At 42.3% G+C, this 14263-nt stretch carries 13 protein-coding genes; 9 read left to right on the forward strand and 4 right to left on the reverse strand.

Annotated features, from left to right (window positions below; genetic code table 11):
• Nucleotides 1–579: 579 nt before the first annotated feature.
• Nucleotides 580–1998 carry a SulP family inorganic anion transporter gene (locus tag VB620_RS17225; RefSeq protein WP_323197424.1) on the forward strand — a complete coding sequence of 473 codons (1419 nt, stop codon included), beginning with the start codon at nucleotides 580–582 and terminating at the stop codon, nucleotides 1996–1998.
• 45 nt (nucleotides 1999–2043) lie between these two features.
• A complete protein-coding gene (locus tag VB620_RS17230; protein WP_323197376.1) occupies nucleotides 2044–2907 on the forward strand; it encodes a universal stress protein in 864 nt (287 codons plus the stop codon).
• A gap of 249 nt (nucleotides 2908–3156) precedes the next feature.
• Here VB620_RS17230 and prfC read toward each other — a convergent pair whose 3' ends face one another.
• From prfC to VB620_RS17245, 3 genes are all read right to left on the reverse strand, one after another.
• Nucleotides 3157–4782, reverse strand: coding sequence for a peptide chain release factor 3 (gene prfC / locus VB620_RS17235; RefSeq protein WP_323197377.1), 1626 nt, complete (start codon nucleotides 4780–4782; stop codon nucleotides 3157–3159).
• Nucleotides 4783–5031: 249 nt separating this feature from the next.
• Nucleotides 5032–5337, reverse strand: a complete 306-nt coding sequence (locus VB620_RS17240) for a hypothetical protein (RefSeq protein ID WP_323197378.1) — start codon at nucleotides 5335–5337, stop codon at nucleotides 5032–5034.
• Nucleotides 5338–5526: 189 nt separating this feature from the next.
• On the reverse strand, nucleotides 5527–6144 hold the full coding sequence (locus VB620_RS17245; protein WP_323197379.1) for a TetR/AcrR family transcriptional regulator: 618 nt from the start codon (nucleotides 6142–6144) through the stop codon (nucleotides 5527–5529).
• 309 nt (nucleotides 6145–6453) lie between these two features.
• On the opposite strand from VB620_RS17245, the gene VB620_RS17250 reads away from it, so the two are divergent.
• From VB620_RS17250 to VB620_RS17270, 5 genes are all read left to right on the forward strand, one after another.
• On the forward strand, nucleotides 6454–7659 hold the full coding sequence (locus VB620_RS17250; protein ID WP_323197380.1) for an ABC exporter membrane fusion protein: 1206 nt from the start codon (nucleotides 6454–6456) through the stop codon (nucleotides 7657–7659).
• A gap of 249 nt (nucleotides 7660–7908) precedes the next feature.
• Complete coding sequence (gene devC, locus VB620_RS17255) at nucleotides 7909–9081, forward strand: ABC transporter permease DevC (protein ID WP_323197425.1); 1173 nt, start codon at nucleotides 7909–7911, stop codon at nucleotides 9079–9081.
• 222 nt (nucleotides 9082–9303) lie between these two features.
• On the forward strand, nucleotides 9304–10002 hold the full coding sequence (locus tag VB620_RS17260) for a DevA family ABC transporter ATP-binding protein (protein ID WP_323197381.1): 699 nt from the start codon (nucleotides 9304–9306) through the stop codon (nucleotides 10000–10002).
• A 243-nt stretch (nucleotides 10003–10245) separates the two neighbouring features.
• A complete protein-coding gene (locus VB620_RS17265) occupies nucleotides 10246–11184 on the forward strand; it encodes a M23 family metallopeptidase (RefSeq protein WP_323197382.1) in 939 nt (312 codons plus the stop codon).
• A 107-nt stretch (nucleotides 11185–11291) separates the two neighbouring features.
• On the forward strand, nucleotides 11292–11834 hold the full coding sequence (locus VB620_RS17270) for a late competence development ComFB family protein (protein ID WP_323197383.1): 543 nt from the start codon (nucleotides 11292–11294) through the stop codon (nucleotides 11832–11834).
• A 79-nt stretch (nucleotides 11835–11913) separates the two neighbouring features.
• Here the strand turns inward: VB620_RS17270 and VB620_RS17275 are convergent, their stop codons facing one another.
• Entirely contained in the window at nucleotides 11914–12651 is a 738-nt protein-coding gene (locus VB620_RS17275) for a L,D-transpeptidase (protein ID WP_323197384.1), read from the reverse strand.
• Nucleotides 12652–12888: 237 nt separating this feature from the next.
• Here VB620_RS17275 and VB620_RS17280 point away from each other — a divergent pair, with 237 nt between their 5' ends.
• Nucleotides 12889–13041: a hypothetical protein gene (locus VB620_RS17280; protein WP_323197385.1), complete on the forward strand. Its 153-nt coding sequence runs from the start codon at nucleotides 12889–12891 to the stop codon at nucleotides 13039–13041.
• A 550-nt stretch (nucleotides 13042–13591) separates the two neighbouring features.
• The gene (locus VB620_RS17285) at nucleotides 13592–14248 is read left to right on the forward strand and encodes a sigma-70 family RNA polymerase sigma factor (protein WP_323197386.1); all 657 of its coding nucleotides are present in this window, start codon (nucleotides 13592–13594) and stop codon (nucleotides 14246–14248) included.
• The last annotated feature ends 15 nt before the right edge of the window (nucleotides 14249–14263 follow it).

Here is a 14263-nt window from a genome sequence, read left to right on the forward strand (position 1 = left end):
TTCTGGGTCGAACCCTATACCTTAAGTATGTCGAAGAACTTGCCATTTATTTTACAACGATTACAGACTATGATGCATCAAGATTCTTTGCCTAAATCACGCTCTCGAAAGCCGTCCTGAAGAGACGCGGCTTTACACCCCATTTTTTGGTAATTGTTCAGTAGTCAGCAGATTCGGGTGATGTTCCAGGTAACCATCTCTTCGGTAGCGTTAAATAGTGGGAATTTTCCACCTAAAAATGCCGCCTGAGTCTGGCTAATCAGAAGTATTAAAGCTAGTTTTTCAGGAAACCAAGCCAACTATCATTCAGCTTGGTGGCGATCGCACATCACGACTTTAGCCTAGAGATTTGGCTGGGAATAGTTGCTTGAAACTATCTACCTCACCAGAGTTATGTATACTGTCTGACTCTGCAAATCAGTATGCTTAATTACCGAAATCTGCCTGACTAGTGAACCATTAGAAGTGTGCCAAGGTACTGGTAACTTTAGATGAATAACAGCGCTAGGAGGAAAATTGAACGGAACAATTTTGAGGATTTTGAGGCGAGAGTGGTTTTTTAACACTCAGCGAGACATTATGGCCGGGGCGGTTGTGGGACTGGCGCTAATTCCAGAAGCGATCGCCTTTTCCATTATTGCCGGGGTTGATCCCAAAGTTGGGCTTTACGCCTCATTTATGATTGCAGTGATCACCGCCTTTTTAGGAGGGCGACCCGGTTCAATTTCCGCCGCTACAGGCGCAATGGCGCTGTTAATGATTGATTTAGTCAAAGATCATGGCTTGGAATATTTATTCGCCGCCACCTTTTTAACCGGCATTTTGCAAGTTTTGTTTGGGGTGTTTAAACTAGGCCGCTACATGAGATTTGTCCCCAGAGCGGTAATGATTGGCTATATTAATGCCCTCGCGGTGTTAATTTTCCTGGCTCAGTTACCGGAATTGACTAATGTTCCCTTCACTGTATATATACTGACTGGTCTTTCATTGGGTATTATTTATATCCTACCTCTGTTTACCAAAGCCATTCCCTCACCCTTAGTAGCTTTAGCGGTGATGACCATCGCGGCGATCGCCCTCAAACTTGATGTTCGCACCGTTGGAGACATGGGAGAACTACCCGCAAGTTTACCAATTTTTGCTCTCCCCCAAGTACCTTGGAAACTGGAAACACTGCAAATTATTCTGCCTTATTCCCTCACCTTAGCGATCGTCGGTTTATTAGCTTCCTTCTTAACTGCGGCTCTGGTAGATGAACTCACAGATACACCCAGCGACAAAAACCAAGAAGCCAAAGGACAAGGCATTGCTAACATGGTGACTGCCTTCTTTGGGGGTATGGCTGGCTGTGGGATGATTGGACAATCCGTGATTAATGTCCAGTCTGGTGGAAGGGGAAGACTATCAACCCTCGCGGCTGGGATTTTCCTGTTAATTGCCATTTTATTTTTGCAGGATTGGGTCAAACAAATGCCCATGGCCGCATTAGTAGCCGTGATGATTATGGTATCAATCGGGACATTTCGCTGGTCATCCTTCAAAAATATTTCCCGCATCCCCCGCACAGATACCGCCGTGATGTTGACAACAATGCTTGTCACTGTTTTTAGTCGCAACTTTGCCCTGGGTGTGATCACAGGTATTGTGATGAGTACAGTATTCTTCTCCAACAAAATAGCTCAATTAGTCTTTGTGGATAAAGTGCTGAGTGAGGATGGCGAACATCGCATATACAACGTCACTGGACAAATTTTCTTTTTATCCAGAGATGAATTTATGGCCGCTTTTGATTTTACAGAACTCGTCGAGCGTGTCACCATTGATCTAACTCATGCTCACCTCTGGGATCAAGGTGCAGTAGAGGTACTTGATAGAGCCGTGCTGAAATTTCGCCGCAATGGTGCAGAGGTAGAACTCATCGGACTCAATGAAGCTAGTGCTACCTTGGTGAATAAATTAGCAATATCTCAAAACTCCGATGCTCTGAAAAAACAGTAATATTTTTGGCTTTTAATCCTTAGCAATTCCGAGAATGTCAGCAGAATGAAAAATATTTTACTTTGTACAGATGGGTCATCTTTTGCCGAAAATATTTATAAATATGGGGCTTGGTTTGCTCAGAAATTTCATGCTCACATTAATGTCTTGTTTGTCACAGATATTCGTAGTCAAAAATTAGTTTCTACTGACAACCTGAGCGGTAGTATTGGGCTTGGTGCTTCTGAACAATTGCTACATGAGTTAGTAGAGTTAGAACATCAAAAAGCCAAGCTTAATAATCAACGCGCCCGGTTAATTTTACAAAATGCTGGTGCAACTCTGAAAGCTGAGGGCATCACAGATTTTAAGTTAACTAATAAAACCGGATTTCTGGTAGATTGTTTGGATGAATTTGAAAAAGATTCTGATTTAATTGTTTTAGGTAAACGGGGAGAAGCCGTAGATTTTGCATCTGGACATTTAGGAGCCAATGTAGATCGGATTGTCCGTAGTAGTAAGAAGCCATGCTTAGTTATTCCCCGTGAATTTAAACAGATTTCGCGTATTTTAGTAGCTTATGATGGTAGCCCTACTGGGAAAAAAGTCTTGCAATTTTTAGTAGATTCTCCTGTCTTCCACAATTTAGAGATCCATTTATTAACTGTGACTAAAAGTAACTCAGTGACAACAGAAATGGATAGACTCAATGAAGCTAAAGAACAATTAGAAAGGGCAAATTTTGAGCCAATTTGTCGGCTATTACCAGGTGAAACAGAAACTGCGATCGCTAACTATATTAGTCAACACAATATCAACCTATTACTGATGGGAACTTATGGACATCGGCGCATTCGTAATTTAGTCATTGGCACTACCACAGCCCAACTGTTGAGAAGTAGTAATATTCCTATATTGTTATTCCGTTGACTTCTTTTATAGCAGGGAACAGGGAACAGGGAACAAGGGTTTCATTATCTGTTTCTGTCCTAACCTCCTGGGCGATTGCTATAGTTGTGGGCGCAACCGGAAAAGTAAAACTCTGAAGAACCCCTTCCCTCTATTTCCTCAAACTCCGCGTACCTCTGCGCTAACCTCCGCGTACCTCTGCGTTAAAAACAACAATTGCACCAGGCGATATTCAACCGTAGCAGGCCTGGTGCTTTGCGAGGAGAGAAATTAACCCTTCTCAGTGCTAGGAGGTAGAGCAATGGGACTTAACTCTAATTCTGGATGTTCTCCGATAATTTGATCTAAGTTCCACTGGTTTTTAAACAACAATACCGGACGCTCCCAATGGTCTTTAACTACAAAGGTGTTGAACAAACGACCTACCTTTTCCAAAACAGTCCACCCCCCAGTTACCCAACGAGCCACTGAATAAGGTAGAGCTTCTAAGTAAGTCTCAACTCCATACTCATTAATCAGACGGAACTGCACCACCTCAAACTGAAGTTGACCAACAGCCGCTAAAATGGGGTTGCGTTTGCTTTCATCTGTGGAGTATAAAATCTGCACTGCTCCCTCTTCTTGCAGTTCTGTGACTCCTTTATTGAAATTTTTATACTTCGTAGGGTCAGCATTCTTTAGGTATGCAAACAACTCTGGGGAGAATGAAGGAATACTGGGATAAATTAGCTTTTCGCCGATGTAAACGGTATCTCCAATGGCAAATGTGCCGGGATTGTTTAACCCGACGACATCCCCTGCATAGGCGACTTCTACTGTATCTCGTTCTTGAGCAAACAATTTTTGGGGATGGGAGAGGCGGACTGTTTTCCCGGTACGAGCATGATTTACTACCATGTCTTTTTCAAATTTACCAGAACACACACGTAAAAAGGCAATGCGATCGCGGTGTTTTGGGTCCATGTTGGCTTGCAACTTGAAGACAAACCCGGAAAACTGGGGATAAGTTGGCGGAATTTCACCCTTGCTGCTTTTATGGGAAGTAGGCTTGAGTCCATATTCTAAAAAGGACTCTAGAAACAACTCTACGCCAAAATTGTTCATGGCGCTCCCAAAAAACACTGGTGTCATTTTACCTTGATGCACCGCTTCTAAATCCAAGGCTGGCCCCAAACTATCGAGAATCTCTATGTCTTCTAGGAGTTGCTGGTACAAATCTGGGTCTAACAGCGTCTCAATCCTGGGATCATTTAAAGAGATAGTCGTATCTGAGGCTTTTTTACTACCATGACCCGCAGTTTTCTGGAACAGATGAATTTGCTGATGGCGACGGTCAAAAACCCCTTGGAATTGGTCTCCTGTACCGATAGGCCAATTAATGACGTAGGTTGAAAGTCCTAGCTCGCGCTCAATTTCATCAATTAGCTCTAAGGGTGACATACTGGGACGATCCAGTTTGTTGATAAAGGTAAAGATGGGTAGCGATCGCAATCGGCACACTTCAAATAACTTGCGGGTTTGGGTTTCTAGTCCTTTCGCAGCATCAATCAACATCACGGCATTATCCGCAGCTGCTAGGGTTCTGTAAGTATCTTCACTGAAATCTTGGTGTCCTGGTGTATCTAGAAGATTGAGCAAACAGCTTTGGTACTCGAATTGTAATACTGTTGAGGTAATAGAAATTCCCCGTTGTTGTTCCATGGCCATCCAGTCTGAGGTGGCGTGACGTTCGGAACGACGGGCTTTTACAGACCCTGCTTGCTGAATTGCACCCCCGTATAATAGAAGTTTTTCGGTGAGTGTGGTTTTACCTGCGTCGGGGTGAGAGATAATGGCAAAGTTGCGACGGCGTTCTATTTCTTGCGGGGCGATCGCATCCCGTAATTCTGTTTGCATAAGTTTAAAATTTTCAGAACTGCTCTAGTCAAGCTAATCTAACTTATTTTATGTAGCGAAAGTCTGACTATCATCAAACCAACTGCATGATTATACAAGACAAAGAAACATAGAGCAGTCCGATGGTCACCACTGATTGCTAATTCTCCCATCAGATGAGTAACTTTTTTTCAATTTACCGAAGAAATGGGTTAAAAAACAAACGGTTGTGACATTCTTTTTTTCCAATTATCTTCCCCAGTTTTAGAACTACCACCAAGTCCGATTTCCATCTTCATCGACTCGTGCTTGGCGAATTACGTCAGAAATTTCTTCTGCATCTCTCACATGGTGGGCTGCTTTTTTAGTCCCATCTGGGTTTTCGACAATAAAGTAAGTGGGAACTGTAATTTGATCGCCTGTAATATCCTGCGTATTCACAGCTAATTGTTGCGCTTTTTGTTTTAGTGATTTCGACTCGTCAATTACATCCCCTGGATTGACGGTTGGCTGTTCTGTGTAATCCAAATCTGGGTTGACTGGTTGATTAATTTGATTTTCTAATTTCTTATCCATGATATTTTTTACCCTCAAAGTTAATACATCTACTAAGAACAATCTAAAAAATCTTAGATAGAATGTGTTCCTTCCTAAGAAAGAGTTTGTGAAAGAATTATCCAGTAGCTATAGTTTTTCGGTATAAACAACGCAACCATACCAATACGCAAAGGCCAACAAAACCACCAAAGAGGCGATCGCACATCCTCATTCAGCAGAATTGACAATCAAGTGAGTTAAAGCATCAATCAAGCGATCGCCTTCCATAGGGATAATATCCTTACCGTGCATAATCTCTTGAGTAATCACAAAATGTACTAAAGAACCAATCAAAATCCTCGCTGTCGCCTCTGGATCAGGTATCTTCAGTTCAGGATGAGCTGCTAAATATGTACTGATAGTCTCAATGGCTGGTTTCGCAATGCTGTGAATAAACACCTGCGCCAACTCCGGGAAACGCGCCGACTCCCCCATTAACAGCCGCTCAAAACACTGGTATTCTTGATCATTAACCATCTGTTCTAAAGCAGTTGCGGCTAATCGGCGCAGCACAACATAAGGTTCTCCCTTCAAGGGTTGTGATCCCAAAATAGAGTTAAACCGCTTTCTCGCCAGTTTCTCGATTAATGCTTTAAATAATCTTTCTTTATCTTGAAAATGGCTGTATACTGTGGCCTTAGAAACTCCAGATGCTTCTGCTACTCGATCCATACTAGTGGCAGCATAACCATGAGCTAAAAATTCTTGCATCGCCCCTTGCAGAATTTTATCGGCTTTGTCTGCTGAATTTGAGCGCTCTACTTCTCCACCTTTTGGGCGTACCATTTTTCGATAATCCTTATTTATGATCATTTTCACATATATGCTTCTGGCGATCGCTTGACTAAACTAGTCGGTTTAGTATAATCCTTATATAGACTAAACGGTTTAGTTTTGCACACCTCAATTAATTGTACTGGCTGAAATCACCGCAGAATATTCAGTGAGTAGAGTAAAAGACATCTACAAATCCGTTAGAGAATCAGATTTTTTCTCTTCTGAGTGACAAAAAAGAGTTAGGCGGGACATTTACCAAAATTTGATTTTTTCTGATTTTAATCAGCTTATTTAGACCTGCTTCAAAGGTATGCTATCGTGCAGAACTCAAAGCTAGAGCGATCAATTTCTTCCCAATCTATTTTACGTCCGCCGTTTTTTATAGCGATAATTGTATCATTAACTGTAATTGGTAGTAGTGTTTATACAGGATTAAGATTTCAGGATACAGTAAATCAGAAGAAACAAGATCCAGCAGCACTAATACCTGAGTTAAAAACGGTAACAGCCCTCGGACATATTGAACCAAAAGGAAAAGTAATTAAACTCTCTCCTAGCGCCTCTCCCGCAGGTAGTCGGATAGAGGAACTTTTAGTCACAGAAGGGGATAGAGTCCAATCCGGACAGGTAATAGCGGTTTTAGACAGTCGCTTAACTTTGTTAGCGGCCTTGCAAGAGGCTGAAGAACAGGTAAAAGTCGAACAAGCAAACTTAAACCGCATCAAAGCAGGTGCAAAAAGGGGAGAAATTTTAGCCCAAGCAGCCAAAATTACCCAGTTAGAGGCAGAAAGCCAAGGTGATATCGCTGCCCAAAAAACCACTATATCCCGATGGCAAGCCCAAGTACGTAACGCCGCCGCAGAAAACCAAAGATATCAAGAATTGTACGAACAGGGAGCAATATCAGCCTCCCAAAGAGATAGTAAACGTTTAACACTGGAAACAGCCGAAAAAAATCTGCAAGAGGCGCAAACACAGTTAACTCGCACCCAGTTAAGCAGCCAGCAAGAAATTAAAGCCGCCCAAGCCACACTACAACAGATTGCAGAAGTCCCAAAAGTAGAGATAGAAGCCGCCACAGCCGAAGTAAATCGAGCTATAGCAGCCATGAAAAGCGCCCAAGTAAATCTGCAACAAGCCTATGTGCGATCGCCCCAAGATGGACAAATCTTCGAGATCCACTCCCGTCCAGGAGAATTAATCTCCACTAATGGTATTGCTGACATTGGACAAACCAGCCAAATGTATGTAGTTGCCGAAGTTTATGAAAGCGATATCGAGAAAGTTGATATCGGGCAGAAAGTCCAAGTATTTGGCGATTTTATCCCTCTAGAATTACAGGGAATAGTAGAGCGTAAAAGCTTACAAGTGCGGCGACAAAATGTTATTAATACTAACCCAATCAGCAATATTGATAACAGAGTTGTGGAAGTTTATATCCGGCTAGATGCAACTTCTAGTGAGAAAGCTGGCAACTTAACCAATATGCAAGTTAAGGCAGTAATTCAATTATCTAATTCGTAGTTCGTAGTTCGTAATTCGTAATTCGTAATTCGTAATTCGTAATTCGTAATTAAGAATTAGACTCTGTATTGTTTTTAGGACTTACGCAAAAACTCTCTCAAACCCTCTTGACTTCTCCCAAGGGGAGACGCTAAAGCGAACGTGTCCTTTGTGTCCTTTGTGGTATGCGCTACGCGCACGCTACGCGAACGTTTTTGATAATTTTGCGTAAGTCCTGGTTTCTTAACATCTTCACTCAGTACTTTTATGATGGGACTCATTAAACAATTGCGGCGACGCACACCTCTAGGATGGCTGCAACTGAGTCACGAAAAAAGTCGTCTGCTGGTAGCCTTATCAGGTATTGCTTTTGCGGATGTTTTAATGTTCATGCAGATGGGCTTTCAGACGGCGCTATATGAGAGTAATACGCGAATACATCGCAGTTTGCAAGCAGATATTGTTTTAATCAGTCCTCAAGCCCGTAGTCTGCAAAATATGCCGCCATTTTCTCGGCGACGACTTTACCAAGCTATGGATATCCCTGGTGTGTATTCAGCAGAAGCAATGTATGTGAATAACATCATTTGGAAAAATCCCCAAACACGCCGCGAGACATCGGTACAAGTTATTGGTTTTAATCCAGATCAGCCAGTCTTGGATTTACCGGATGTGAATAGCCAATTACAGTCAATCAAACTACCGGATACTGTTTTGTTTGACCGCAGTGCGAGAGGAGATTACCAAGAGGCGATCGCTCAAATTGACCAAGGGGAAAAACTCACCACCGAAATAGACGGGCGGACAATTACCATTAGTGGTTTATTCACCCTGGGGGCTTCCTTTGGTTCTGATGGTAGCCTGATGACCAGCGATCAAAACTTCTTACGTTTATTTTCCCAACACCCCGTTAGCAGTATCAGTGTAGGTTTAATCGGGGTAAAACCAGGTTATGACCCCAAACAGGTTGCAACAGCCTTGCAAGCTTATCTCAGAGATGATGTCAGCGTCATGACTCACGCAGAATTTATTGCATTTGAGCATAACTTTTGGAGAAATAACTCTCCCATTGGGTTTATTTTTAGCTTGGGTGTCTCAATGGGGTTTGCAGTCGGCGTAATTTTGGTTTATCAAGTGCTTTCCACTGATGTCAATGCCCATGTCCGGGAATACGCTACTTTTAAAGCTTTGGGATATCGTAATTACTACTTGCTGAGTGTAGTGTTTGAACAGGCTTTAATTTTAGCAGCCTTGGGTTTTATTCCAGGTGTAGTAGTCTCTTTGGGACTTTATCAAATGACTCGCGCCGCCACAAATCTACCTATGTATATGACCGCAATTCGGGGTTTACACGTGTTGATTTTAACTATCATTATGTGTTCAATTTCCGGTGCGATCGCCACTCGTAAAGTCCGTTCTGCTGACCCGGCTGATATGTTTTAAACAGTTATCAGTTATCAGTTATCAGTTATCAGTCATCAGTTATCAGTCATCAGTTATCAGTCCAGAGACTTAATTGGGTTAAAACCTCTGAATAAAACGCCTTCAATACTGTTTACTGTTTACTGTTTACTGTTCACTGTTCACTGTTCACTGTTCACTGTTCACTGTTCACTGTTCACTGTTCACTGTTCCCTGTTCCCTACTCCATGATTTAAACTTACTATGCCGCCAGTCATTTCTATCCAGAACCTCGATCACTACTTTGGAAACGGTTCACTTCGTAAGCAAGTTTTATGTAACATTAATCTAGAGATTCAGTCTGGGGAAATTATTATTTTGACTGGGCCTTCTGGTTCGGGAAAAACTACCCTACTGACTTTGGTGGGTGGGTTGCGTTTCGTCCAATTTGGTAGTTTGCGAGTTTTAGATAGGGAACTTAGCGGTGCTAGTACAGAACAATTAGTACAGGCGCGACAGCATAACGGTTATATTTTCCAAGCACACAATCTGCATGGTAGTTTGACAGCATTACAAAATGTCAGAATGGGTTTAGAACTGCACCAGCATATTAGCCTCCGAGAACTCCAAACCCGTTCCGCCGTAATGTTAGAGCAGGTAGGCTTGGGAAATCACCTGGATTATTATCCAGACAAATTATCAGGAGGACAAAAACAACGAGTAGCGATCGCCCGCGCTTTAGTTAGCCATCCTCCACTAGTTTTAGCAGATGAACCCACAGCAGCCCTTGATAGTCAGTCAGGCCGAGATGTAGTTAACCTGATGCAAAAATTGGCTCAAGAACAAGGCAGTACAATCCTCATGGTGACTCATGATAACCGCATTTTGGATATTGCTGATCGTATTGTTCAAATGGAAGATGGCGAATTAATCAATACCTCTCACGTCAAGGTAAAAGTTTAATTTATAACCAGGGATAAAAATCTGATCACATTTACCGAAGTTTCGAGGTGCTATTCGCCTTCCTCGAATTTTTTTTACCCTGTAATATATTAAATATAGTATAGTTTAGTGCTGAGAGTATTTATTGAAACAACTTAGTATAATATACTATTGAAATTCAGAAAAATCTCCAGCTGTCAAAAACACTCGCAATCATCAGCTAGTCTGTTTATTAACAGAACTAAGAGATTGTATTGTAGCTCTATGACTATCGATCATAAAACCAACGAATCTCTGAAAAAATTGTCCTATTTTAGTTTTACAGGCGGGAAACTCCACCGCCAGATAAAAAACTTGTTTATTGGTATATTTGCATCGGTGTTTGTTGTCATCTTGGCTTTGCCTGTAGATGCTTTGCAAGCACAGGTAACTCCCAGTAATCCCCAGTTGGGGGATACCCTATCTGTGGTAATTAATGTAGCTGATTCCCTCAATGGTAGTAACCCTACCGTGACTGTAGGTGAAAATTCTTATAAAGCATTTGCGATCGCCCAGAATAAATATCGGGCTTTAATTCCCACAACTCCACTGGATAAACCAGGAACTCTCACCCTAAAAGTTACCGGAGATGGTGAAGCGCGAAACTTAGCCGTTAATTTGCGGAGTCGAACCTTTCCCACACAACGGATTAACTTACCACCAGGAAGAGCTGGTGTGAAAGCCACAGAACATGAACTCCAGCGCGTAGCAGCTTTCAAAGCCATAGAAACACCGCAAAAGCATTGGAATGGTCCTATGGTCAAACCAAATCAAGGGCGGATTACCACAACCTACGGTATCCGTCGCTATTACAATGGTAAATTTGCCCAAGATTACTACCATCGTGGCGTTGACTACGCTGGTGCTGCGGGTTCACCCGTAATCGCCCCAGCTGATGGCACAATCGCCTTAGTCGGTGAAGTATCCGCAGGATTTATAGTTCACGGCAACACAATTGGCATTGACCACGGTCAAGGTGTAACCAGTATTTTAATGCACCTCAGTCAAATTAATGTCAAAGAAGGTGATTTTGTGAAAGCTGGTCAAATAGTGGGCAAAGTTGGTTCCACAGGCGCTTCCACAGGTCCGCATTTACACTGGGGTTTATATGTTAACGGTCAAAGTATTGACCCAGTACCCTGGAGATTTGATGGCATTGACTGATTAACATATTGTCATTAATTTATATACTTTTTGACGATAATTAGGGAAAATGAATTGCATTGATACCGTCCCTCTCCTCCTTGGCCAGCCTAAAAATAATGAGCGTTATGAGTATTGAAAAAATTGTAGAGCAAGCTCTCCAAGATGGTTATTTGACACCAGTCATGGAAGCAGAAGTGGGAAGAATATGTGATAACGCCTCCGAGCTATCAATTGAAGAGTACATGGCGCTGGATCGACTGATGGGTTCATTATTGACTGGTGAGGTAGTGGCGGTACCTCGCAAACAATTCATTAACGTCATGGAAGAGTTAGTACTGACGGAGGCCATCAGTAGAGCCGCAGAAATTGAAGCAACCAGCGAAAAGTCATTGGATGTCGGGGATATCGCAGCTTACGCCCTAAACCGTTTACCACCCTTATATGCGACGACAGAAGAAGGTGCTAGCTACCAGCGTCTACGTGCGAAAGTAGAACTGCAAGAATTAATTTCTCAGCAAATTAGCGAGTCTATAGGGCGTAACATTGAACAACCCAATGACAACAAAACGCCAGTTATTCCTAAAAATAATGGTGATGAAGTTCTCCGCCAAGTCAGCAATCTACTCAATGTATATGCACCCAACTTTGAGCAAAAATCTCAATTTTAATCTTTAAAAATCGATTCTCTGGAGAACCCTGGTTGATTAAATTAACTAGGGTTTTTGTCTGTGAATGGGGAGAATAAATTTACTCACGCACTGATACAAGTGTGCCAACTTTTACTTGATCATATAATAAGCGGACATCATCATTACGCATTCTTAAGCAGCCATGAGAGATAGCAGCTCCTAACAAGTGTGTGTCTGGCGTACCGTGAAAGCCAATTTGATTGCGTCCATCTGACCAAAAACCAATCCATCGCTCTCCCAAAGGACTATCAGCACCTGATGGAAAGACTTTACCTGTGATTGGGTGCTGCCAAATAGGATAATGTTGCATACCCTTGACGCGGAAAGAACCTGTAGGAGTTTCCCAACCTTCTTTACCGATCGCCACAGGGTAACTAGCTATGACTTCACCACCCTTATAAACATAGGTACGGCGATCGCTTAAATTGACGACAACTTCTGTCTCAGATGATGTTTGTGAAGAGAAAGCCTGGGAATTTTGCCTTTGTCCAGGTAATACCGAGCGCATCTTTGGTAACAACTCAGTAGCGGCGTTGACTTTAGCCAACTTCTTAGGTAGAGAAATCCTTTCGATAGGTGACGGCTGAGTCGGTTGAACGGGAGCTGTAGAAGGCGCTGCACCAGCAGTTTTAGTTAAACCCCTTTGATCACGCTCAACCTGTCTTCCGGCGGCGTTAGCTGGCTGCTCAAACTGGGCTGGAGTGATTTTCATTCGCCAATGAACACCGAGCGATAAGATGGCTGTGCCAAAACAGAGAAACATAAATATATTTGCTACAGATTCATTTCTTACCATTGCGATCGCCTATTGTTTATCCCTGAAATATCCAGTTAATTAATTGGTTCATCACTACACCCCAAATTATCAATAATTTATATTTACTTATTTGTTCCCTTATAACTCTGCGGACAGTTTTGGGCAAACTAAACCGATAAAGATATCTCAGCACACAATTCTGAGTGAAAAATTCGATTCCCAGGAACACTCACAGTACAGTAATCCATCATTAATCGTGTGGGTGAGAGAAAAATCATGTTTGAAAAACTATTCCTAGCAGTCATCATCACATTTTCCCTAAATTTCTTTTTTCAAGTCCGGATACTCAATTCTATTCATGCGGGTATTTATGATCCACAGCAGAAACAAACATCAACCCCAATTATGATGAAAAACGAGAAAAAATAAGCCGATTTATCGCCCTGCTTATATTAACAGATGTGAAACTTGACCTTGCAGAAGCTCCCAACCTATTTAAAACCTGGTCAGCCACTCGATTTGGGATTTACGATTGACTCCACCCTAAAGTGTAGATCTGGAAAATTTGGGATTTACGATTTTTCCGTCCTCAAGGACGGGGCTTGTACCAAATTGTTTTAATCTAAAATCTAAAATCTAAAATCTAAAATTCCCGGTCACGACCAAGATTAGCAGTGATAGTGGTGCTTGTTACCGTATTTCTTGACTACATATACTATCTGGTTTGTCAATTGCAGGGAGTCAGATGATGTTGATGGCACAATGTACGTATAATCACTAAAGTTCAATCGCTGCTCAATCATGGCTCAAAACCCAGCAATACAGTTGTTAGGAGCTACAACAGTATTTGGCTGTAGCGATGAATATGGTTCACTTTATATACATTGATGTACCAATAATAAATCCGGCACTTTTTCCGGAACATTGCACTCAATAGCTTGTCTAATAGATAGGGATGATTCAAAATTCAGTACGATCTATGAGCCAATCGATTACTGTATCCTGGTCAACTGTTGATACCAGATACCCAGAAGCTTCGGTTTCAGTTGACAAACTCTCTAACCACGATCTGATTTTAAGCTGTCAAGTCGGAGTGCGCCCAGACCGTGCCGCGTTTGCAGAGCTATTGCGCCGCTATCAAAGTCAAGTTGATCGAGTTTTATACCACCTGGCTCCAGATTGGCCAGACAGAGCCGATTTAGCTCAAGAGGTATGGATTCGAGTTTATCGAAACATTAACCGCTTACAAGAGCCAGTCAAGTTTCGTGGTTGGTTAAGCCGGATTGCAACTAACTTGTTTTATGACGAGTTACGTAAACGCAAGCGCGTAGCCAGTCCCTTGTCCCTAGATGCGCCCCGCACCTTAGAAGATGGCGAGATGGATTGGGAAATTGCTGGCGATACTCCCGGACCAGAAGAAGAACTCACAACCAGAGAGTTTTACGAGCAACTGCGAGAAGCGATCGCGGATTTACCAGAGGTGTTTCGCACTACCATTGTCCTCAGAGAAATTGAAGGTATGGCATATGAAGAAATTGCCGAAATTACAGGCGTTTCCTTGGGAACAGTGAAATCGAGAATCGCCAGAGCTAGATCCAGGTTGCAAACTCAGTTACAAAATTATCTTGATTCCTAACGGTGACATTTAAAC

The organism is Nodularia harveyana UHCC-0300 (genome assembly GCF_034931085.1).
Lineage (GTDB): Bacteria > Cyanobacteriota > Cyanobacteriia > Cyanobacteriales > Nostocaceae > Nodularia > Nodularia harveyana.